The 22301-nt window shown below is 68.3% G+C and carries 21 protein-coding genes and 1 pseudogene; 19 read left to right on the plus strand and 3 right to left on the minus strand.

Features of this window, described 5'->3' with window-relative positions:
* The first annotated feature begins 1 nt into the window (after position 1).
* The 8 genes from GOHSU_RS00390 to GOHSU_RS00425 all read left to right on the plus strand — a co-directional run bounded on the left by GOHSU_RS00390 (position 2) and on the right by GOHSU_RS00425 (position 8556).
* Positions 2–868 carry an ABC transporter permease gene (locus tag GOHSU_RS00390; RefSeq protein ID WP_005935119.1) on the plus strand — a complete coding sequence of 289 codons (867 nt, stop codon included), beginning with the start codon at positions 2–4 and terminating at the stop codon, positions 866–868.
* A gap of 6 nt (positions 869–874) precedes the next feature.
* A complete protein-coding gene (locus GOHSU_RS00395; protein WP_005935121.1) occupies positions 875–2269 on the plus strand; it encodes an MlaD family protein in 1395 nt (464 codons plus the stop codon).
* On the plus strand, positions 2266–3303 hold the full coding sequence (locus GOHSU_RS00400; RefSeq protein ID WP_005935123.1) for an MCE family protein: 1038 nt from the start codon (positions 2266–2268) through the stop codon (positions 3301–3303). Before GOHSU_RS00395 ends, GOHSU_RS00400 begins: the two co-directional genes overlap by 4 nt.
* Positions 3303–4295, plus strand: coding sequence for an MCE family protein (locus GOHSU_RS00405; protein ID WP_005935127.1), 993 nt, complete (start codon positions 3303–3305; stop codon positions 4293–4295). Before GOHSU_RS00400 ends, GOHSU_RS00405 begins: the two co-directional genes overlap by 1 nt.
* Positions 4289–5398: an MCE family protein gene (locus GOHSU_RS00410; RefSeq protein ID WP_005935130.1), complete on the plus strand. Its 1110-nt coding sequence runs from the start codon at positions 4289–4291 to the stop codon at positions 5396–5398. The genes GOHSU_RS00405 and GOHSU_RS00410 overlap by 7 nt, the downstream gene beginning before the upstream one ends.
* On the plus strand, positions 5395–6501 hold the full coding sequence (locus tag GOHSU_RS00415; RefSeq protein ID WP_005935132.1) for an MlaD family protein: 1107 nt from the start codon (positions 5395–5397) through the stop codon (positions 6499–6501). Before GOHSU_RS00410 ends, GOHSU_RS00415 begins: the two co-directional genes overlap by 4 nt.
* Complete coding sequence (locus GOHSU_RS00420; RefSeq protein WP_005935134.1) at positions 6502–7659, plus strand: MCE family protein; 1158 nt, start codon at positions 6502–6504, stop codon at positions 7657–7659. It begins immediately after the preceding gene.
* A 66-nt stretch (positions 7660–7725) separates the two neighbouring features.
* The gene (locus GOHSU_RS00425; protein WP_005935136.1) at positions 7726–8556 is read left to right on the plus strand and encodes a hypothetical protein; all 831 of its coding nucleotides are present in this window, start codon (positions 7726–7728) and stop codon (positions 8554–8556) included.
* A 38-nt stretch (positions 8557–8594) separates the two neighbouring features.
* Here GOHSU_RS00425 and treY read toward each other — a convergent pair whose 3' ends face one another.
* Positions 8595–10931, minus strand: coding sequence for a malto-oligosyltrehalose synthase (treY, locus tag GOHSU_RS00430; protein WP_024332661.1), 2337 nt, complete (start codon positions 10929–10931; stop codon positions 8595–8597).
* Entirely contained in the window at positions 10928–11494 is a 567-nt protein-coding gene (locus tag GOHSU_RS00435) for a TetR/AcrR family transcriptional regulator (RefSeq protein WP_005935140.1), read from the minus strand. Before GOHSU_RS00435 ends, treY begins: the two co-directional genes overlap by 4 nt.
* Before the next feature lie 76 nt (positions 11495–11570).
* Here GOHSU_RS00435 and GOHSU_RS00440 point away from each other — a divergent pair, with 76 nt between their 5' ends.
* The 7 genes from GOHSU_RS00440 to GOHSU_RS16150 all read left to right on the plus strand — a co-directional run bounded on the left by GOHSU_RS00440 (position 11571) and on the right by GOHSU_RS16150 (position 18019).
* Positions 11571–12488, plus strand: a complete 918-nt coding sequence (locus tag GOHSU_RS00440) for an alpha/beta fold hydrolase (RefSeq protein ID WP_005935142.1) — start codon at positions 11571–11573, stop codon at positions 12486–12488.
* 119 nt (positions 12489–12607) lie between these two features.
* Positions 12608–13927: an adenosylmethionine--8-amino-7-oxononanoate transaminase gene (locus GOHSU_RS00445; RefSeq protein WP_005935144.1), complete on the plus strand. Its 1320-nt coding sequence runs from the start codon at positions 12608–12610 to the stop codon at positions 13925–13927.
* Positions 13924–15138, plus strand: coding sequence for an 8-amino-7-oxononanoate synthase (locus GOHSU_RS00450; RefSeq protein WP_005935146.1), 1215 nt, complete (start codon positions 13924–13926; stop codon positions 15136–15138). Before GOHSU_RS00445 ends, GOHSU_RS00450 begins: the two co-directional genes overlap by 4 nt.
* Complete coding sequence (gene bioD, locus GOHSU_RS00455; protein WP_005935148.1) at positions 15135–15857, plus strand: dethiobiotin synthase; 723 nt, start codon at positions 15135–15137, stop codon at positions 15855–15857. The genes GOHSU_RS00450 and bioD overlap by 4 nt, the downstream gene beginning before the upstream one ends.
* Positions 15854–16888 carry a biotin synthase BioB gene (bioB, locus tag GOHSU_RS00460; RefSeq protein WP_005935150.1) on the plus strand — a complete coding sequence of 345 codons (1035 nt, stop codon included), beginning with the start codon at positions 15854–15856 and terminating at the stop codon, positions 16886–16888. Before bioD ends, bioB begins: the two co-directional genes overlap by 4 nt.
* Before the next feature lie 100 nt (positions 16889–16988).
* Complete coding sequence (bsaP, locus tag GOHSU_RS16845) at positions 16989–17225, plus strand: biotin synthase auxiliary protein BsaP (RefSeq protein WP_005935152.1); 237 nt, start codon at positions 16989–16991, stop codon at positions 17223–17225.
* A gap of 5 nt (positions 17226–17230) precedes the next feature.
* Positions 17231–18019, plus strand: a complete 789-nt coding sequence (locus GOHSU_RS16150) for a DUF2567 domain-containing protein (RefSeq protein ID WP_162138701.1) — start codon at positions 17231–17233, stop codon at positions 18017–18019.
* Here GOHSU_RS16150 and GOHSU_RS00475 read toward each other — a convergent pair.
* Positions 17982–18689 carry an NUDIX hydrolase gene (locus GOHSU_RS00475; RefSeq protein ID WP_005935156.1) on the minus strand — a complete coding sequence of 236 codons (708 nt, stop codon included), beginning with the start codon at positions 18687–18689 and terminating at the stop codon, positions 17982–17984. The genes GOHSU_RS16150 and GOHSU_RS00475 overlap by 38 nt on opposite strands.
* Positions 18690–18912: 223 nt before the next feature.
* Between GOHSU_RS00475 and nadA the strand changes: the two are divergent.
* The 4 genes and pseudogenes from nadA to GOHSU_RS16155 all read left to right on the plus strand — a co-directional run.
* A pseudogene (gene nadA, locus GOHSU_RS00480) lies at positions 18913–19899 on the plus strand (quinolinate synthase NadA); the annotation flags it as partial.
* 4 nt (positions 19900–19903) lie between these two features.
* Complete coding sequence (nadC, locus tag GOHSU_RS00485; RefSeq protein WP_005935160.1) at positions 19904–20797, plus strand: carboxylating nicotinate-nucleotide diphosphorylase; 894 nt, start codon at positions 19904–19906, stop codon at positions 20795–20797.
* 32 nt (positions 20798–20829) lie between these two features.
* Positions 20830–21714 carry a DUF6777 domain-containing protein gene (locus GOHSU_RS00490; RefSeq protein ID WP_005935162.1) on the plus strand — a complete coding sequence of 295 codons (885 nt, stop codon included), beginning with the start codon at positions 20830–20832 and terminating at the stop codon, positions 21712–21714.
* Positions 21686–22294 (plus strand): hypothetical protein, encoded by a 609-nt coding sequence (locus tag GOHSU_RS16155; protein WP_005935165.1) that lies wholly within the window; start codon positions 21686–21688, stop codon positions 22292–22294. Before GOHSU_RS00490 ends, GOHSU_RS16155 begins: the two co-directional genes overlap by 29 nt.
* The last annotated feature ends 7 nt before the right edge of the window (positions 22295–22301 follow it).

The following is a 22301-nucleotide window of genomic DNA, read 5'->3' on the forward strand; positions in this document are numbered from 1 at the left end:
CGTGACCGCCTCCCGGTATATCCCGCCGGCCCTGCGGCCGCTGGAGTGGCTGAAGAAGCTGTGGACCGTTCCGCGTGACGGTGTCGTGTCGATGGGGCACCTAATCACCTTCCTGGCCAAGTCCATCGGACTGGCACCGATCACGTTCCGGCACTACCAGAAGGAAGTGTGGCGGCTGCTCGCCGATGTGGCCTGGGGCAACGGTGCGATCGTCGTCGGCGGCGGCACCGTCGGCGTCATGGTGATTCTCGGCATCATGGGCGGGGCGACCGTCGGCATCGAGGGGTACACCGCGCTGAACCTGCTCGGCATGTCTCCCCTGACCGGTGCGCTGTCGGCGTTCGCGACCACCCGCGAGATCGCCCCGCTGCTGGCAGCGACCGCATTCACCGCGCAGTCCGGCTGCCGGTTCACCGCGCAGCTCGGCTCGATGCGGATCAGCGAGGAGATCGATGCCCTCGAGGCCATCGCCATCCGCCCGCTGCCGTACCTGGTGACCACCCGCATGGCGGCGGCCGTGCTCTCGATCATCCCGCTGTACGCGGTGTCGCTGGCCGCCAACTACGTCGCCGCGCAGGTGATGTTCCAGCTGCAGAGTGGTCAGGGCGCGGGAACCTATCTGCACTACTTCCAGCAGTTCATGCTGACCTCGGATGTCTTCTTCTCATTCCTGAAGGTCATCGTCTTTGTGCTGCTGACCACATTTATTCAGTGCTACTACGGATACTTCGCCTCGGGCGGACCCGAAGGGGTCGGCGTCGCTGCCGGCCACGCGATCCGCCTGGCGATCATCACGATCGTCTTCGCCAACCTGATCATGACGCTGGTGTTCTGGGGCACCACGTCGGGAATCAAGATTTCGGGGTAACTGAGCATGGTTCGTGTCGATACCGGAGGCCGCGATCCGTCGATCGGGCAGTACTTCTGGCGGGGCGTTGCCCTGCTGGTGGTCGCTGCGATCGTGTTCGCGCTGCTGCTCCTGCGCTATCAGGGCAAGTTCGACAGCTACACGCGCGTCACCGCACAGCTGACCGACGTCGGTGACGGCCTGGTCACCGGTGCCGACGTCCGCTACAACGGCTACATCGTGGGCACCGTCGCGGCGGTGGAGGCCACCGGCAACGGCACGGCCGGACCCACCAAAGACGTCAAGATCGAACTGTCGCCGGCGCAGGCCGACGGCATCCCGAAGAACACCACCGCCCGGACGGTGCCGTCGAACCTGTTCGGCGTCAACTCGGTGGAGCTGATCCAGCCGGCCGACCCCTCGTCCGCCCGCCTGAGCAGCGGCACCGTCATTCCGGCCGATCAGACGGCCGACACTATCCGACTGCAGGACGCGCAGAACGACCTGCGTGATCTGCTGCAAGCGGTACCGGCCGAGGATCTGGGCATGGTGCTGGGCACCATCTCCGATTCACTGCGCGGAGGAGGTGCGGCCTTCCGCACCTTCCTGCCGGTGCTCGACAGCTACTTCAAGAATCTGAATGCGCAGTTCCCCGCCGGTGCGCCATCCGGTTTCGACAACTACAACCGGGCGATCAGCGGTATCGCCGAGTCGGCTCCGGAACTGCTCGACACGCTGGGCCGTAGCGTCGTTCCGGCGATGACCATCGCGGAAAATCAAGCGAATCTGACCGCTCTGCTCTCCTCGGGGCAGGGGCTGCTCGATCAGACGCAGACCATGTTCGCCAAGAACGGTGCCGGCGGAATCGACCTGGTCGGTGACTTGAACACGATGGTCGGCGCCCTAATGTACGACCCCGATGCGATGCCGCAGGCGGTTCGGGAGCTGTACCTGTTGGCCGGCCGCGTCCTCGGGGTTTTCACCGGAACCAACGGCAAGGTCCAGCTGAACATCGGCGTGAGCTTCAGCGCCTTCGAGATGTACACGCGGCAGAATTGCCCGGTCTACGACGGCGGGCCCTACGGTCAGCTGCGCGGCCCGGGGTGCGTCGGACCGGGCACCGGAACCGGCCCGACCCAGTCCGGCCCGCTGCGGATCTACCCCGAGGGGATGGTGCGGCGCACCGTCGCCGGCCAGGTCACCACCAAACAGGACGGTGAGCTCCTCTCGGCGGCACTGGGTCGCAAGCCGTCGACGGCCGAATCGCTCATGCTCGGCCCCCTCGTTTCGGGCGTCAAGCCCGCGCCGGCACCGGCCAAACCCCAGGGCAGCAAGCCCCAGAGCAGTAAGACCCAGAAGGCTAAGCCCCAAGCGACGACGTCGGCCACGGCAGTGCCCACGACACCGGGAGGAGACAGGTGAGTCAGCCCTCAGCCACCCTGCGTAAACCGCTGTTCGGCTTCCTGGTGTTCGCCGTCATCGCCATGTTCATGACCTACCTGATCTGGTCGACGCTCCAGCGCACCCTCGACGGCCCGACCGGCGACTACTCGACCACCTTTACCGATGCGTCGGGTCTGGCCGTCGGCGACGACGTCCGGATGGCCGGCGTCCGGGTCGGCCGCGTCGAGTCGATCAAGTTGGAGGATGGGAAGGCTCGCGTCGGCTTCGACGTCCTCAACTCCCAGAACATCTACGACAACACTCAGGCCGCGATCCGCTACCAGAACCTGATCGGTCAGCGGTACCTGGCGCTGACCCTGGACGGGGACACTCCGGGCAAGCCCCTGGCCAAGGGCAGCGCGCTCAAACTCGGCGGCGTGGACTCGTTCGATGTGACCCGACTACTCGGTGGTTTCCAGCCGGTCTTCGACACGATGACCGCCGAGGAGGTCAACGGCCTGACGATCAGTCTGATCGACACCTTCCAAGAAGGTGATGCGATCTCGCTGAGCAATACGATCACCCAGATCGGGCAGGTCGCCGAGGATATGGCCAACCGTGATGAGGTGCTCGGAGCCATCATCACGAACCTGTCGGTGGTGATGCGCGAGCTCGCCTCGCAGGGAGACCAGGTGGAGACACTGTTGACCAACACGGCGACCCTGGTCGAGGGTCTCAACAGCAACTCGGCGGCCTTCGGTAAGTCGGTGGAACTCATCGGCCGGACGGCTCAGGGGTTCGGAACCGTCATCGCTCAGAGCCAGGAGTCGTTACGGTCGGCCTCGTCGGCGGCCCGTAGCGCCACCAACCGACTGATCGGTATCGGCAGCACCCTGGACCGGGCGGCCGAGGTGCTGCCCGAGTTCCTGGTGCACTTCCCGATGGTGATGAGCCAGGGCGCCTACCTGAACATCTACGCCTGCGATCTGGACATCTCGTTCGGCGATGTCTTCCTGCCGCCGGGCCTGCTGCACGCGATCGGCGGCAATCAGCATTCGGTGGTGTGCCGCTGATGAAGAAGGCACTGCGCTCATCCTGGGAGTCCCGCCGCTACCTGTGGTACGGCCTGATCGGAAGCATCTCGATCATCGTGGTTCTGCTGGCCGTCGTCGGATTCAGCGAACTGGGAATCGGCAAGACGAACTACACTGCCAAGTTCACCAACGCCGGAGGCATCCGGCCCGGCGACAAGGTGCGGGTCGCCGGTATCGACAAGGGGGAAGTGACCGACACCAAGCTGACCGGAGACCGAGTCACGGTCAGCATGCGCGTCGACAAGGACGTCAAGGTCACCGATGACGGACTGGCAGTGATCAAGATGTCGACGATGCTGGGTCAGCGATTCGTCGAGGTCAGTGTCGGTGACGGCGAGAAGCCGGCACCCGACGGCGTCATCCCGAACACCGAGGTGCCCTACGACCTGCAGAAGACACTGGAGGCCGGTGTCCCGATCATCGACGAGATCGACAATGCGCAGCTGGCAGCCAGCCTCAAGGGCCTGAACACCCAGCTCGACGGCGTCCCCGATATCGCGGCGACCACCCTGGACGCGCTGACGCAGATGTCCGATGTGATCAACAACCGCACCGATCAGATCAATCAGCTGATCAAGGACACGCGCTCGGTCACCAATCAGGTCTCCGACAGCCAGCAGCAATTGTCAGTGATCGTCGGACAGGGCGCGCAGCTGGCCGGCAAGATCACCGCCCGCGAGGCGCTGGTCACCCGGCTGCTCGACGGTCTGGCCGATCTGACCGCACAGGCTGAGCTGCTGGCCGAACAGAACCAGAACCAGTTCGCCCCGCTGATGGTCAACCTGAACACCATCAGCCAGGGACTGGAGAAGAACCGAGACAACTTGCGTGCGATGCTCGACATCCTTCCGGTCACCGCCCGGGCGATGACCAACTTGATGGGCGACGGTCCCTACGCCAACGGCTACCTGCCGTGGGGCATCTTCCCCGACAACTGGCTCTGTAAGGCACGGGTGGTGGACGGATGCTGACCGTGAAGAACCGCTGGCGCCGGGCGCTGGCCGCAACGGCACTGACCACAGCCGGCATCCTGGGCCTGAGTTCCTGCTCGCTGGTACCCACCAGCTGGAAGACGGCGGTGGGGGCCTACGACACCTACACCGCCTACTTCGACAGCGCGGCCGGCCTGTACGAGGGCAACGACGTCGCCGTCCTGGGCATGCCGGTGGGCCGCATCACCTCGCTCAACCCCGAAGGAACCCGAGTCCGGGTGGAGCTGGCCGTCGACAGCGGGATCACCATTCCGGCCGAGGCCACTGCGGCGATCGTGAACACCTCGATCGTCACCACCCGGCACATCGAGCTGACCCCGGTGTACACCGGCGGTGAGAAGCTGGCGGCCGGGGGCACGCTGGCGCACACCGCCTCCCCGGTGGAGATCGGCACGCTGTTCGACGCGATCAACGATCTGGTCGCCAACCTGCAGGGCGAGGACGGCGGCGAGCAGCCTATCGCCGATCTGGTCGACATCGCCTCGGGTGTGGCCGACGGCAACGGCGAACGTCTCCGGCAGGCACTGACCGCACTGGAGAAGGCGGGCCGCCTCGGGGCGAGCAATGCCGACGGACTCGGCGAGGTGATCAAGAACATCGCCGTGCTCACCGATGCGCTCACCGCCAACTATCCGAAGATGGCGGCGTTCTCCAAGTCGGTCACCCAGGTCTCGGAGATGCTCGGTGATCAGAGCGTCGGTCTGCAGTCGACCCTGGCGAATGTGAACCAGACCCTGGAGAATACCGCGGCCTTCCTGGAAGGGAACGCCGGAACGCTCTCCTCGTCGATGACGAACCTGGCCGCGCTGGCGGCCAACCTGTCGGACTACTCCCGGCAGCTGGTCGACACCATCGACATGGGGCCGCTGCTGTTCCAGAACCTGGCGAATTCGATCTCGGCCGAACAGGGCGCCTGGCGCGCCCAGGTGATGCTGGACAAGTCGCTGATCGACAATGAGCTGCTGGCCCGCTTCTGTGAGGCGGTCAACCTGCAGAAGAACGGCTGTCGAACCGGCCAGCTGGCCGATTTCGGTCCGGATCTGGGCGTGTTCTCGGCGCTGCTGGAGTTGAGTAAACGATGAACCGCTGGAAGAAATACACGATGGGCGCGGTCTCGGTGGTCACGGCGCTGAGTCTGACCGCCTGCGGCTCGATGCCGGGTCTGACGGTCGAACAGATCCCGCTGCCGTCGCCCGGCGGGCTCGGTGACACCTTCGAACTCAAGGCGAGCTTCGCCAACGCACTGAACCTGCCGAGCCAGGCCAAGGTCCGGCTCAACGGCTCCGATGTGGGCGAAGTGGTCGACATCGCTGCGCAGAACTACCGGGCGATCGTGACCATGCACGTCTCCGAGTCGACCAAGATCCCGGTCGGGACCGGTGCGGAGCTGCGCCAGGCCACACCACTGGGCGATGTCTTCGTCGCTCTGCAACCACCGGCGGAACAGTCCGCCGGGTTCATGAAGGCCGGCGACACCCTGAGCGGAGCCACATCGGCCGCCGCCACGGTCGAGGATCTGCTGATCTCGATGACCGCGCAGGTCGATTCGGGGTCAATCGCCTCGATCCAGAACATCTTCACCGAATTGTCGACGGCGATCTCCGGGGAGGACCAGTACATCGAACTGCAGGGCGCGATCAACGGCTTCACCACCGCGATCACCAAGTTCAACAAGAACGCGGCCGCGGTGGACAAGGCGATGGCCAACACCCGCACGCTGACCGCGCAGCTGGCGGCCGGACGCGATCAGATCGCGGCCGGCGTCAACAAGCTGCCACCGGCCATCGCGGCGATCAACAATGATCTGGGCCTGATCGTGGACACGCTCGGCAAATCGAACAAGGTCACCGAGGCCACGACGGATTTCCTCAACCAGCGGCAGGACGATCTGATCGAGCTGTTCACGCATCTGAACACCACGCTGATCGCCCTGGACAAGACGGCACCTCAGCTGGGCCCGCTGATGAAGCGGCTGTTCGAGCTGAACCCGAAGTGGAAGGGCTCGACCCCGGGCAGCGCGGCGGCGGTCTCGGCCAAGGTCTACTGGCTGACGCCGGGTGCCGGTTTCGATGCGGCTTCGCGTCTTCCTGAGGTCCAGGACCTGGACAACGGGCTCAAGACGCTGCAGCAGACGCTGTCGATCATCCTGGCGCGACTGGATGGGCCGAAGGGGGCGGGCAGATAGATGATGGTCTTCTTGCGCAAGCACTCGGTGCTGCTGGGCAACCTGGCCCTGGTCCTGGTGATGCTGCTGGCCCTGGCTTTCTTGGCGTTCGTCTCGCTGAGTCTGCGTCCCTGGCAGGGACGGTACGACGTGGTGGTCAAGTTTCCGATCTCCGGTGGTCTGCAGGACACCTCGAAGGTGACCCTGCGCGGCGTGGAGATCGGTGATGTGAAGAACATCCAGGTGACCCCGCGCACCGTCGAAGTCACCGTGTCCCTGGACAAGCAACACAAGATCAACCGCAATGCCACGTTCGCGGCGCTGGGGCTCTCGGCGGCCGGCGAACAGTACGTCGACATCGTGCCGACTACCGACGCCGGGCCGTACCTGAAGGGCGGCGATGTGGTCGAGTCCGGACAGACCGAGGTCACCGTCCCGTTCTCCACCGTGCTCGAGTCGAGCCTGGAACTGATCTCGCAGATCGATACCGACAAACTGTCGGGTGCGCTCGACGAGCTCACGATCGCCCTCAACGACGACCAGCCCAACCAGCTCAAGTCGATCTTCAACTCCGGCGGCACCCTGTTCGCACAGCTGTACAAGGTGATGCCGCAGACCACGGCGATGATCCAGAACGCGGGCACCATCTTCGAGACCACCGCGCAGATCCAACCGGATCTGAAGCGGCTCGTCGACGGGGGCGCCTCGCTGATCAATGCGGCCGTGGCCTCGGATAAAGAACTCCGCACCCTGATGGGTACCGGCAGCGGCCGACTGACCAGTCTGACCGGCTCGCTGGACACCATCACCGATCCGATCACGGACGTGCTGGGGCAGTTCATCGACATCGCCCAGCAGGGTGCCCTGCGCGCGCCGACCCTGGCGGTGCTGTTGCCGTCGATCCGGGACGGCTCGATCCAGGGCGGGAAGATGTTCCACGACGGCGCCTGGTGGGCCCTGGGCTCGATCTACGCACGGCCGTACTGCGACTATCAGGTGACACCGACCCGACCGACGCAGATTCTGTCGGCCTCGGTGCCGACCAACCTGTACTGCGTGACCGAGGATCAGAACATGCAACGCCGGGGATCGGTCAATGCGCCCCGACCCAAGGGTGACGACACGGCCAATCCGCCGCCGGGTTACGATCCGAATTCACGCACCGTGCCCTTGAAGTAGCCGCACGCGGCCGCGCCGAGATGTCTCGCGTGAGACGCTGCGGTCGTACGACAACCCGAAGGACAGATGAGTTCAGACTCGACATCGCCGGACACTCCTGCCGATGACAACCCCGACGCCACCGACCAGACCGACCCGATCGATGCGGCCGACGTGGCCGTCTCGAGCGCGGCGGCGGACACCAAGCAGCCGGCGGGGGAGAAGAGCGGTGTCGCCGCCAAGGCGGCCCGGCGGGCGAAGGCCGCCGGGACGAGCGACGACGGTGACTCCACGAGCGGTGACTCCACGAGCGGTAAGGAGTTCACCGTCAGCGCACGTTCGTTGTGGCGATCGCTGATGGCGGCGCTGGTGGTTGTCGCGCTGGTGGCCATTGGTGTACTCGGATGGAAGACCTGGTCCACCTCGCGCACGCTCGACGCGTTCGACGAGACTAAATCGTTCTCGCGGTCGTTCGTGCAGACCTATTTCGAGACGATGATGTCCTCGGACACCACGGCCGAGAAAATCCAGGCCAAGGTGCTGCCGATGACCACCGGCGAGGCACGTGACCGCGTGAAGGAAGAAGCCGAGGTCACCGTCAAGATGGTGACCGAGGGGCAGTTCAAGAACATGACGGTCGACGTCAATGCGGTGATGGTGGAGTCGTTCACCGCCACCACGGCGACCACCGTCGTCGCGGCGACCCTCGCCGGCACCAGTGCGCTGCAGACCGGCGGCGGGCAGCAGGCGTTCCTGCTGGACCTGCACCTGGTCAAGGAAGACGGCCAGTGGCTGGTGGGCAAGATGACCCCGACCGTGGGTTCAGGCGGTACTGCCGGGGAGACCGGGTCCGCTGTCCCGGGTGCCCCCGGCGAGCAGACCGAACCCTCGCCGGCCGAGCCCGCGCCCGGCGGCTGACGGCAGGAGTCCGAGAACGGGCCGGGGGCGGATCGCCGTCACTCGTCAGCGGCGCGCTCCAGGATCGCGACCGACCGATCGCCCAGCAGGTGATCGGCGCGGACAAAACCGGAGTGCACCGCATCGGTCTGCACATCCCGCCAGCGGCCCGCGGGCAGATCCACGGCGGCCTCGGCCCGGTCGGCGCCGGTCCGGAAGGTCTGCGTCATACGGGCGGCGACCACGACCACGACCGGCGGCTGTCCCTTCTCACCACGGGCGAAGGCCAGCAGGTGCCGGCGCCGTTCGCCCCGTCCGATCAAGGCCAGATAGGTGCCGGTGCGGCCGAAGGCCTCCGGATGTCGGCGCCGGAGCGCCAGCGCCTGGCTGATCAACACGAATTTCGGATGGTCATGACACTGCCCGTAGTCCACGGGTCGCCGGTTGTCCGGATCGGTGAGAGCGTCGAACCACCACTGGCTGCCCTGATAGATGTCGGCGACACCCGGGCCGAGCAGGGCGATCGCGGTGCGGGCCAGCGCCTCGTCGCGCCCGGGTCCGGCGATCAGGTCCACGAAAGCCGAGATCTGCGTGGCCGGCTCACCGGTGAGCAGGCCGGCGACCCAGTCCAGGGTCTCCTGTTCGGCGGCGATGTTGGGCTCGGCCCACGAGGTGATGACGGCGGCCTCGCGCATCGCCTTTGTGGTGTAGGCGGCCAGCCGCTGCGCCAGCGCGGCGTCGGGGATACCGTCGGCGGGCCAGGTGCCGACGATGTTTTGCAGCAGCAGGTAGGCGGTGCGTTCGTGCGGCGGCGGGGTCAGCCGCCACAGGCTGCGCACCAGGATGTGCCAGCGCTGGGGGACCTGGGCGATGACGGCGATCCGGGCGCGCACATCGCCGCTGCGTTTGGTGTCGTGGGTGGAGATGGCCGTCAGCGAGAGCGGCCAGACCGCGGCGCGCTGCCGGTTGCGCTCGTGGAACATCGACCGGCTGACGGTGGGACGGCGTGGATTGCAGCCCAGCTCCTGGGCCGAGATCAGGCGTGCGGTGCGGTGGAAGCCGACGTTCTCGATCGCTTTGGTCGAGACCACGGAAGCCAGGTCGGACACCCGGAAGGCGGCCTCGGGATGGTCGTCGGGGTGGCTGAAGACGGTCCGGAGCGCATCGAAGCCTGCATCGGCGCCCGGCAGTGCGGCGCGCGCATGCTCGATCACCTCCAGCACCGTCTCGCGTGCCTGCGGATAGTCGGGCCGGTTGACAGTGAGGGGAACGATGAACGCGGCGACGGCCTGTTCGACCAGATAGGGTGGGACAGAAGGAGCGACCGCCGACACCGCCTGTGAGGCCCACCGCAACCGGGTCGAGAAACTCGAGCGCATGGTTTCCTCGCGCAGCTGCCGGGCAGCCACCGCCAGGCGCTGATCATCACCGTGGAAGCCGGTCACCCAACGGTAGATCTCGTCGAGCTCGATGATCCCCGGTGGTGCGGTGAAGGCCGCCTCGATCAGCTGCAGCTGTTCGTAGCCGGTGGTGCCGTTGATCGGCAGCCTGGGATCGAGCTCCTCATCGACGGCCAGGCCCTTCTCGACGTAGATCAGCCGTTCGGGACCGATCAGGCTGCGCAGGCGTGCCAGATAGGTCGGCGGATCGGCCAGACCGTCCAGGTGATCCACCCGGACCCCGTCGATCAGGTCCTCGGCGACCAGTTCGCGCAGCCAGCCGTGGGTGGCGTCGAAGACCTGTGCGATCTCGGTGCGCAGTACCGCCAGTTCGTTGATATCGAGGAAGCGCCGGTACCCCAGAAAGGCATCGGAGGAGGAGGTGAACCGGTAGTGCTGCCTCTCCAGGACAACGGTGGGGTCGTCACCGGGGGAGGCCGAGCCGGGGGCGGTGGCCATCACCCACTCGTGCAGATGCAGATACCCGTCGTCGTCGAGGGTCAGCTCCGCCAGGTCGTCGTCCCGGCCCAGATACGGCAGCAGGATCACCTGGTCGATGCCGTCGACCTGGACCGGGTGCAGGTCGAAGTAGCCGGCGTATTCGGAGTCGGCCCCGAAACGCAGCACATCTGCCCACCACGGGTTGTGCCGGGCATCGCGGATCCCGACGTGGTTGGGCACGATATCGATCAGAACGCCGATCCCGACCGCGCGGGCCAGTCCGCGTAACAGGCGGAAACCGTCGAGGCCGCCGAGCACCGCGGACAGTCTGGCCGGCGGAACCCAGTCGTAGCCGTGTTGGGAGCCGGGCATCGCGGTCAGTACCGGCGACAGGTACAGGTGCGAGATGCCAAGTTCGACGAGGTCGTCGAGGATCCCGACCACTTCGGCGAACGTGAAGTCGGGGGTCAGCTGGACGCGATAGGTGGCGATCGGTTCGCGCGGGATCCTGTTCATGAGCCGCCCGGATCGGATCGGATGGCGCGGGCACCGGCCAGGATCACCTGGAGGGCCGCGGTGAACTCGCCGCTGTAATCCCGCCCGGACGGCCCGGTCACGCCGAGTCGCTCCATCTGTGCGCGAGTCTGCTCTTCGATGGTGAGGCCGACGATCAGCTGACACAGGGCGGTGGCGGTTCCGGCTGCGGCGGCCGCCTCCAGCCCGCCGGCCTGGGCCAGCGCCGCCAGTCGAGTGGCCAGATCGTTGCGCGCCAGTCCGGAGGCCCACGCCGAGGAGACCACTTCGGCGCTGTCGGGAACGGCCAGCAGCACCTGGCGCACCTGCCGGGCCATCATCGCCAGCGACTCGTCCCACGGCAGTTCGTCTGGGACCGGGACACCGGTGAGCAGATCGTCGGCCAGTGCCGCCAGCATCGTCTGCTTATCGGCGAAATGCCAGTAGATGGCGTTGGGGGAGACACCGACCTCGGTCGCCAGCCGCCGCATGGTCAGGTCAGCCAAGCTGTGCTCGGTCAGGATGCCGCGTGCGGCGGCCAGGATCTCCGACCGGGTATCACTCACGGCCCCACCCTATCGGCGGACGGGTCGGCCGGGACGGGACATCGGGACGGACTCCTGGATGTGACGTGTCACACTGATGGGCACCGCCCGACCCGATATGCAGGAGGACACGTCCGTGACCATCGAATACGCCGACAACGGTGACATCAGACTCGCCTACGAGAGCTTCGGTTCGGCCGACGATCCGGTGATTCTGCTGGTGATGGGGTTGGGGACCCAGATGCTGGCGTGGGATGAGGCGTTCTGTGCACTGCTGGTCGATGGCGGGTACCGCGTGGTGCGGATGGACAACCGCGACATCGGGCTCTCGACGCATCTGGACGCTGCAGGCCTGCCGGATATGACCCCGATGCAGTCCGGTGGCCTGCTGACCGATGCCAAATACCTGCTCAGCGATATGGCCCAGGACGCGGTGGCGGTGGTCGATACGCTCGGCGTCGACGCAGTCCACGTGGTCGGCGGATCGATGGGCGGGATGATCGCCCAGGAGTTCGCGCTGAACCACCCCGACCGGACCCGCAGCTTGACCTCTATCTTCTCCACTCCGGCTCCGCGGATCGGCAGCCCCACCCGCGAGGCGATGGCGGCGCTGATGCTGCCGCCGGCCCGCAGTGAGGACGAGGCGGCCGATCGGGCTGTCGCGATGTACCGCGTCGTCGGATCGCCGGGATACCCCCTCGACGAGCAATCGCTGCGCGAGCGGTCCCGGCAGGCCTACCGGCGCGGGGACGATCCGGCCGGCACCGCCCGCCAACTCGCGGCGATCCATGCCTCCGGTGATCGGACCGAGCGGCTGGCGGCGCTGACGGTGCCGACCCTGGTGCTGCACGGCCAGGACGATCCGCTGGTGCGGCTCAGCGGAGGAGAGGCCACCGCCGCGGCCGTGCCCGGGGCCACGCTGGTCACCTATCCCGGCATGGGGCATGACCTTCCGCGTGAGCTGTGGCCCGCGGTGACCGCCGAGATCCTGGCGCTGGCAGACTCCACGCGCTGACCGGTCGCGGGTACGCCCCGGCCGCACTCTTCCCGTCGCACAGCACGCTCCTGTACGCCGTACAGGAGGCTCCTGTACGGTGTTCAAGACAGCTGAGCAGTGTGGGAAGGAGACCGGTGGTGGAGGCCGCGGAAATCAGCCGGATCGATGCCGCGCACGTCTGGCATCCGTACGGTGGCTTCCCGTCGTCGACCACTCCTCGGGTGGTGACCGCCTGTCGCGGTGTCCGGCTGACCCTGGCCGACGGCACCGAACTGATCGACGGCATGAGTTCGTGGTGGGCGGCGGTGCACGGTTACGCCCACCCGGTCCTGGACGCGGCGGTGCGCGAGCAGCTGGGCGCGATGGCTCACGTGATGTTCGGCGGACTGACCCACGAGCCGGCGGCCGCTTTGGCGGCGCTGCTGGTCGAGTTGACACCGGAGCCGCTGAGCAAGGTCTTCTTCGCCGATTCTGGTTCGGTCTCGGTCGAGGTGGCCGTCAAGATGGCTGTCCAGTACCAGCGCAGTCGTGGCCGGCCGGCCAAACACCGGCTGCTGACCTGGCGGGGCGGCTATCACGGCGACACGCTGGCGCCGATGAGTGTGTGCGACCCCGACGGCGGAATGCACGCCATGTGGCGCGGTGTGCTGCCCGAGCAGGTGTTCGTCGAGGCGCCGCCGCCGGTGGACTGCGCGCACGGCGAAGCGGCCGCCTACGTGCGCATGCTCGAGACGGTGCTGGCCGACCGCCACGGCGAACTCGCCGCGGTGATCGTCGAGCCGGTGGTGCAGGGTGCCGGTGGAATGCGGTTTCATCCTCCACAGCTGATCGCCGATCTGCGCAGGTTGTGCGACACCTACGATGTGCTGCTGATCTGCGATGAGATCGCCACCGGATTCGGGCGCACCGGAGAACTGTTCGCCGTGGACCACGCCGGCATCAGCCCGGACATCCTGTGCGTGGGCAAGGCACTGACCGGCGGCTACCTCACGCTGGCCGCCACGATCACCACCGACGAGATCGCCGCGGTGATCAGCGCCGGCGAGGCCGGAGGCCTGGCACACGGACCCACCTTCATGGCCAATCCGCTGGCCTGCGCGGTGGCACGGGCCTCGCTGGGCCTGCTCGCCGACGGTGCCTGGCGCGCCCAGGTGGCCATGATCGGCCGGCGGCTGGAACGGGGCCTGGCACCGCTGCGCGCGGTGGCCGGTATCGCTCAGGTCCGCAGCTTCGGGGCCATCGGTGTGATCGAGCTGGATCGACCCGTCGACATGGTCGCAGCCACCGACGCCGCCGCGGCCGGGGGCGTGTGGCTGCGGCCCTTCGGGGACCTGATCTACGCCATGCCGCCCTATATCTGCACTCCCGCCGAGGTCGACGCCATCGCGGCGGCGATGGGTGCGGCCGCGCGGGCGAGCCTGGCCGCCGATCGGGCCACCGGACGGGTGAGCGCATGACCGCCGTCTATCCGTCCGTCGAGCAGCAGACCGCGCCGGCCGATGCCGGGCGCACCGATCCGCTGGCCTGGCTGGCTGCCGAAACCGCGGCGACCGCCGCCGCCGGACTGCACCGTGCGCCGATCGCGCGCCGATGCGACGGTCCGGCAGGTGACCGCTCGCAGCAGGGGCTGGTCGACGTCGCCTCCAACGACTATCTGGGATTGTCGACGCATCCGGAGGTGATCGCGGCCGGACAAGGCGCCCTGGCGCGCTGGGGCGCCGGATCGACCTCTTCGCGGCTGGTGGTGGGGACCACCCAGGCCCACCTGGACTTCGAAGATGCTCTCGCCGACTTTCTCGGTACCCCGGCCGCGCTGCTGTTCTCCTCGGGATACCTGGCCAACGTCGGTGCGATCACCGCCCTGGCCGGGAGCGAGGATCTGATCGTCAGTGACGGCGGGTCCCACGCCTCCCTGATCGACGGCTGCCGGCTGTCGCGGGCGCAGGTGGTGGTGGTACCGCGCGGTGACGTGCAGGCCGTTCGCGCCGCGCTGGCCGGCCACGCACGACGCCGCGCCCTGGTGGTCACCGACTCGATCTACAGCATCGACGGCCGCTGTGCGCCGATCGCCGAACTGTACGACGCCGCACAGGATTTCGGAGCGACCCTGCTGGTCGACGAGGCGCACGCCCTCGGCGTGCGCGGACCCGGCGGTCGCGGCGTGGTCGCCGAGGCAGGACTGTCCGGGGCGCCCGGACTGGTGGTGACCACCGTGGCCTCGAAATCGTTGGGCGCCCAGGGCGGCATCGTGGCCGGGCCGGCCCTGTTGCGCGAGCATCTGATCGATCGCGCCCGCAGCTTCATCTTCGATACCGGACTCAACCCGGCCGCCGTCGGCGCTGCACACCGGGCCCTGGAGATCCTGCGCGCCGACCCCGGGCTGCCGCAGCGCCTGCGCGCATCGGCGGATCTCTTTGCCCGGGCCGCCGGAGCCGAAGTCTCCGAATCCGCGGTGGTCTCGCTGATCGTCGGCGATCCGGCCGCGGCCGTAGCCGCCGCCCAATACTGCCGCGACCGGGGCATCCTGGTGGGCTGTTTCCGTCCGCCGTCGGTCCCCGCGGGCACCTCGAGGCTGCGGGTCACGGTGCGCGCCGATCTATCGGCCGCCGAGCTGACTCGGGTGGCAGAGGTGGTCGATACGGCACTGCGGCGGGTGGGTGCGCGATGAGCGACGGCGTTCTGGTGGTGACCGGAACTTCGACCGGTGTCGGCAAGACGGTGGCGGTGGCCGCGCTGGCGGCTGCGGCTGCGTCGGCCGGGGCCCGGGTCGCGGTGGTCAAACCCGCACAGACCGGCGTCGGTCCGCGGGAGCCGGGTGATCTGGCCGCGATCGCCGCACTGGTCGGTGACCTGCCGGCTGCCGAGATCGTCCGCTACCGCGAACCGCTGGCGCCGGAGACGGCCGCGCGCCGCGAGGGCTCGTCGTTCCTACGGCTCGAGCAGGTCCGCCGGACCGTCGATCAGATGCGCGCCCAGGCCGACCTGGTGCTGATCGAAGGCGCCGGCGGTGTGCTGGTGCGATTGGCCCCGGAGCTGACGGTGCTGGAGCTGGCCGGGGCGCTCGGCGCGCAGGTGGCGGTGGTGACCGATCCCGGCCTGGGCACCCTGAACCACACCGAACTGACCGTGGCGGCGCTGCGGGCCGCCGGCCGGGACGTCGCCGGCCTGATCATCGGCAGCTGGCCCGAGGACCCCGATCTGGCGATGCGCTGTAACGCCGAGGATCTGCCGCGGCTCACCGGCCTTCCGGTGCTGGCCACCCTGCCGGCCGGCGCCGGCGCTCTGCGCCCCGAAGACTTCCAGGCGGCGGCGCCGACCTGGTTCGCCCATCCCGTCGGCAGCCTGATCGCCGGCCGTTCCGTCCCGACCGAAGGAGAGATCCCATGACCACCACCGAAGCTCCGGTGACCACCGACCCGACCGCCCGCGACATCCTGGACGTGGCCCGCGAGCAGGTCCTCCAAGAGGGCCAGGCGCTGGGCTACGAACAGATCCTGCAGGTGCTGCAGCTGCCCGAAGGCCGGCTGCCGGAGCTGCTGGAGCTGGCGCACGACGTCCGGCTGCGCTGGTGCGGTCCGGAAGTCGAAGTCGAAGGCATCGTCTCGCTGAAGACGGGCGGCTGCCCGGAGGACTGCCACTTCTGCAGCCAGTCCGGACTGTTCACCTCCCCGGTGCGCAGCGCCTGGATCGACATCCCGGCGCTGGTGGAGGCAGCTAAGCAGACCGCCAAGACCGGGGCCACCGAGTTCTGTATCGTCGCGGCCGTCCGCGGCCCCGATCAGCGGCTGATGGCGCAGGTCGCCGCCGGAATCGAGGCGATCCGCGCCGAAGTCGACATCCAGATCGCCGCCAGTCTGGGCATGCTCACCCAGGAGCAGGTGGACCAGCTGCGCGATATGGGGGTGCACCGCTACAACCACAACCTGGAGACCGCGCGCAGCCACTTCCCGAACGTGGTCACCACCCACACCTACGACGAACGCTGGAAGACCCTGTCGATGGTGCGCGAAGCCGGTATGGAGGTCTGCTGCGGCGGCATCCTGGGGATGGGGGAGACGGTGGAGCAGCGCGCCGAGTTCGCCGCCGAACTGGCTGCCCTGGGACCCGACGAGGTTCCGCTGAACTTCCTCAACCCGCGCCCGGGCACCCCGTTCGGCGACCTGGACGTGCTGCCCCCGGCCGAGGCCCTCAAGTCCATCGCAGCCTTCCGGCTCGCCCTGCCGCGCACCATCCTGCGGTTCGCCGGGGGCCGGGAGATCACCCTGGGCGATCTGGGGGCCAAGCAGGGGATCCTCGGTGGCATCAACGCGGTGATCGTGGGGAACTATCTGACGACGCTGGGCCGGCCCGCCGAAGACGATCTGGATCTGCTCAACGATTTGAGCATGCCGATCAAGGCGCTCAACGACACCCTGTAAGCGCTCGGGCGCCGACCGGGCGGCCGGCAGAAGTCGGAGGGCCGCAGGTGCGGTCCGGGCGCCGGGGTAGCCTCGGTGACGCAAGCGAAGGAGAGCCTCGATGATCACCGTGCCCGGGCCGCTGGAACAGCCGCTGCGTTACGGCGTGCACACCGGCCAGCCGTTGGAGATGCAGGCACCCGAGGCGATACCGGCCGCGGCGAAGCTGGGCCTGGAACCGCCGCGATTCTGCGGTCAGTGCGGGCGCCGGATGGTGGTGCAGGTGCGGCCGGACGGCTGGGCCGCGCGCTGCTCCCGGCACGGCACGGTCGATTCGGCGGATCTGGGGCGACGGTGACCGGGGTGGAGTCCGGCAGGTCGCCGACGGGCCTGGAGTCCGCGGCCCCGCGCCGCCGCCGGCAGCCCTACGGGGTGCTGATCGGACTGGCCGTGCTGGGTGCGCTGGGCGGGGTGCTGTGGGCGTTCCTGGTGCCCACCGCCCAGGTCCGGGTGACCGCCGACGGGTCGGTGAGTCTGCCGCCGGCGCAACTGGCGCGACTGTTCGACGGGGTGGCGATCTTTGCGCTGCTGGCCTTCGGTCTGGGGCTGATCTGCGGGGCCGTGATCTGGTTCGCCCATCGGCAGGTGCGCGGCTGGTTCGGTCTGCTGACGGCCGTGGTGATGGCGCTGTTGTCGTCGTCGATCGCGATGGACGTGGGCCTGCGCGTGGCGCGGGCCCGCTATTCGGCGGACGACCCGTCCGCGCCGGGGGTCCGGCACCTGTTACCGGATCTGTGGCTCGAGGGTGCCGGCTGGAACTCCATGCCTGCGCCGTGGCTGCTGCTGACCTGTGCCCCGGGTCTGGCCGCACTGACCTACCTGATCCTGGCGGTGTCGGCCGCTGATACCGCGTGGCTGCGCGATGACGAACCGATGAGCGGACCGCCGCCGGAGGAGACTGCCGCGGTACCGGCGGACTGGACCTATCCGGGTGCTGCTCCAGGCCCGGCGATGCCGCCGCCGATGACGCCGATGCCGCCGCCGAGCGATCCGGCCGAACGGGCGGTCTGGGGCCCGCCGACGCCTGCCGGATCCCACCCGGTCACCGAGCCGGTCACGGAGGCGGACGAAGAGTGGCGAACTCGTCGGTAACCACCAACTCGTCGTCGGCGAAGGTGTAGAGCGCCGGCGGACGCCCGCCGCTGCGGCCGGTGCGGCCGACGGTGCCGGTAGAGACCACCACACCGCGGCGGGAGAGCACCCGCAGCAGATTCGTCGCATCGACGTGATGGCCGAGGGCGGCGGTGTAGATCTCGGAGAGCTCGGACATGGCGAACCGTTCCGGAGCCAGCGCGAACGCCAGATTCGTGTACGACAGCTTCCCCGCCAGCCGGCCCCGGGCCAGCTCGATCACCTCGGCGTGGTCGTAAACCAGCGCGGGGAGGGCATCGACGTCGAACCAAGCGGCGGTGGCGGCCGGATCGGCCGGCACATCGCGCGGGACCAGCCCGAGGTAGGTCGAGGCGATGGTGCGTTCCCGAGGTACCCGGTCCGGCGCCGAGAGCACTGCGAGCTGCTCCAGATGTGCGATCCGGGTCAGACCGGCCTGGGCGCCCAGATGCCGGCGCGCCGCAGCGGCCAGCGACTCCCGTTCCCCGATGTCACCGCCGGGGAGCGACCAGGTGGAGCCGCCCGGTGAGTGGTCCGGATCACCCGTCTGCTGCAATAGCACCTGCAGGGTGGGGCGCTGATCGGTCTCCGAACCTAGTTCGCCGACCTGAAAGACCGCGCTGAGCACCTCGACGGGAATGGACGTGGCCATGGGCGTGAGTCTAGGCGACCGGTCCGGCGGGAATGCGTCGGCGGCGACCGGTGTTACGATGACTGCATGAGTTTTCGACCGACGGTCGAAAACCTGTGTCGGAGCCAGCCCGCTCCGCCAGACCCTGAGATGGGAGACAGCCATGACCACAGTGGAGACCACCGTGCCCGAGATCACCCGGAGTGTGACCGATCTGGGCATGCCCGACCCGCGAGTCGAGATCCCGGCCGCCTACGGCGGTGTGGAGGCCGATGCGCAGTGGGCCGCGGAGATCAAGCGGCTGGCCAAGGCGCGCAATGCCGTCATCCTGGCGCACAACTACCAGTTGCCGCCGATCCAGGACATCGCCGACTATGTGGGCGATTCGCTGGCCCTGTCCCGGATCGCGGCCGAGGTCGAGGCCGACGAGATCATCTTCTGCGGCGTGCACTTCATGGCCGAGACCGCGAAGATCCTGGCCCCGGAGAAGCGCGTGCTGATCCCGGACGAGCGTGCCGGTTGCTCCCTGGCCGACTCGATCACCGCCGCGGATCTGCGCGAGTGGAAGGCCGATTACCCCGACGCCATGGTGGTCTCGTATGTGAACACCACCGCCGAGGTGAAGGCGCTGACCGACATCTGCTGCACCTCGTCGAACGCGGTCGACGTGGTCGCCTCGATCGACCCGGACACCGAGGTGCTGTTCCTGCCGGACCAGTTCCTGGGAGCGCACGTCAAGCGTGAACTCGGCCGCGACAACATCCACATCTGGGCCGGCGAGTGCCACGTGCACGCCGGGATCAACGGCGACGAGCTGACCGAGCAGAGCGATAGCCACCCGGACGCGGATCTGTTCATCCATCCCGAATGCGGATGCGCCACCTCGGCGATCTACCTGGCGGGAGAGGGTGTGGTGCCCGAGGAGAAGGTGAAGATCCTGTCCACCGGCGGCATGATCGAGGCCGCTCGGGAGACCGATGCGAAGCAGGTCCTGGTCGCCACCGAGGTCGGCATGCTGCACCAGCTGCGCAAGGCCGCTCCGGATGTGGACTTCCAGCCGGTCAATCCGCGGGCGGCCTGCCCGTACATGAAGATGATCACCCCGGCCGCGCTGCTGCGCTGCCTCACCGAGGGCAAGGACGAGGTCCTGGTGTCTCCCGAGACCGCCGAGCGGGCCCGGCTGTCGGTGCAGCGGATGATCTCCATCGGTAATCCCGGCAGTGGTGAATGAGCCGGTGACCGGTACCTTCATCGGGCAGACCGGCCCCGGCGGGGACCTGACCCTGCCGGTGACCGAGGAACTGCTGGCGCTGATCGCCACCGCACTCGACGAGGATCTACGGTACGGCCCCGATATGACGACGCTGGCCACGGTGCCGGCCGAGACGGTGGCCGATGCGCGGATCGTCAGCCGTCAGCACGGGGTGATCGCCGGTCTGCCCGTGGTCCGAGCTGTGCTGGATCTGGTGATCGGCGGCGACAACTACGTCGTCACCGAAGAAATGAGCGACGGCTCGGTGGTCGCGCCGGGGCAGACGGTGCTGGCCCTGCGCGCCCCGGCGACCTCCCTGCTGACCGCCGAACGTACGGCGCTGAATCTGCTGTGCCACCTGTCCGGGATCGCCACGACCACCGCAGCATGGGTGGCTGCGGTCGAAGGCACCGGCGCCAAGATCCGCGATTCGCGGAAGACACTGCCAGGACTGCGGTTCCTGCAGAAGTACGCTGTCCGCGCCGGCGGCGGGGTCAACCACCGGATGGGTCTGGGTGATGCCGCGCTGATCAAGGACAACCACGTCGTCGCCGCCGGGGGTGTGGCCAAAGCGCTGGCGGCCGTGCGCGCGGCCGCCCCCGATCTGCCGGTCGAGGTGGAAGTGGATTCGCTGGCTCAGTTCGACGAGGTGCTCGCCCTGGAGCCGCAGCTGGTGCTGCTGGACAACTTCGAGCCCTGGGAGACGCAGATGGCGGTGCAGCGCCGCGATACGCGCTCGCCGGCGACCCTGCTGGAATCCTCCGGCGGACTGACCCTGGATATGGCGATGGACTACGCCCGCACCGGGGTGGACTATCTGGCAGTGGGCGCCCTGACCCACTCGGTCACGGTGCTGGATCTGGGCCTGGACTGGTAGTCCCGATCCTCGCGCTGGTCCTGGCCTTCGCGGTGAACCAGGTGTACGTCAGCAAGACCGGCAAGACGCTGATCCCGGGTCTGGCCCTGCGCTCGGCCGACGACCCCGGTCCCGATTCGTTCACCAACTCGGTGGCACTGGTGAACAAAACCCAGCCGGCCCTGACTCAGGTCAGCACCGCCGAGAGCAACGGGGTCCGCGCGGTCAACGGCACCGATCCCGGCCTGTACGCCACCACCGGCACGGCCTCTTGCGATGCGGCTTCGCTCGGCAATCAGCTCGCCGCCAATCCGGCCGCCGCGCGCGCCTGGGCCGGTGTCCAGGGGATTCGCACCAGTGACATCCCCTGGTACCTCGACTCCCTGACGCCGGTCGTGCTGACCGCAGACACCTGGGTGACCGACTACTCCTACCGCAGCGGCAATGCCGTGGCCTATCAGGCGGTCCTGCAGTCGGGGACCCCGGTCTTCGTCGACGCCGCCGGTGTTCCCCGCGTCGTCTGCGCCTGCGGCAACCCGCTGCGTCCCCCGGCCGCCGCCCCGATCGGTGGCTACCGGATTACCGGGAACCGCTGGCCCGGCTACACGGTGAACACCACCTACCGGGTCACCTACAACAACACTTACGTCACCAACCAGACGATCGTGAACCAGGCCCCGCCGGCCCCGGCGGCCGCCCCCGTCCTGCGGCTGATGGATCTGCGCAGCGACGTGCTCGTCGAGCAGCCCGTCGGCGGGATCCTGGAGCTTCCCGCCCAGCGGCCCAGCGACGTGCCGGACTTTCGGGCCCTGGCCGTCAGCAACAATCAGGCACCGGTTCTTCGCGACGAAGGAGGCGGCGCAGGCGCAGGGGCTGGCCGCCGCCGACTCGGACGAACCCGCCGAGGCCATGAAGCAGCGGGCCGCCCAGAACGGTAACCAGCCTGTCAGCGACCAGCCGTCCGGCACGGATCCCACCGATGCGACCCAGTCGTCGGCATCTGAGTCCAGCGGAGCGTCCAGCAGCGCCGCCGCCGGTTCGTCGGCGGAGGTCCCGACGACCGAGCCGACCGTCTTCCTCGGAACCGGGGATGCGCTCGGCAAGCTGGTGTATCGGGAGAAGGACGGCCGCACCGTGACCTGCACGCTTCCGAGCGTCTTCACCTCGACCACGGTCGAGGCGACCGAAAGCGACTGCACTCTGGTCTTCAAGCGCGAGGACCTGCTGGACTCCCGGGTCACCGCGGCCGTCACTGTCGATCGCGCCCGGGTCTGGAAGATCACACCGGTCAACGAGTCGACGCCGATCGAGGTGATCCAGGCGCAGTGGCAGACCTCGGTGACCTCCACGACGACCACGGCCCTCGAGCGGACCGAGGCTCCGCCGGCACAGTCGTCGACGCCCGAGGCGCCGCCGGCGGAGCGGTCGATGGAGGTGACGACGCCGTCCCCGACGCCGCCCACCGAGGCGCCGACCGAGGAGCCTGCATCCTCGTCCGCTGCGGTGCCGTCGGCCTGATGACCGA

It is taken from the genome of Gordonia hirsuta DSM 44140 = NBRC 16056, from assembly GCF_000333015.1.
In the GTDB taxonomy this organism is placed as follows: Bacteria; Actinomycetota; Actinomycetes; order Mycobacteriales; family Mycobacteriaceae; genus Gordonia; species Gordonia hirsuta.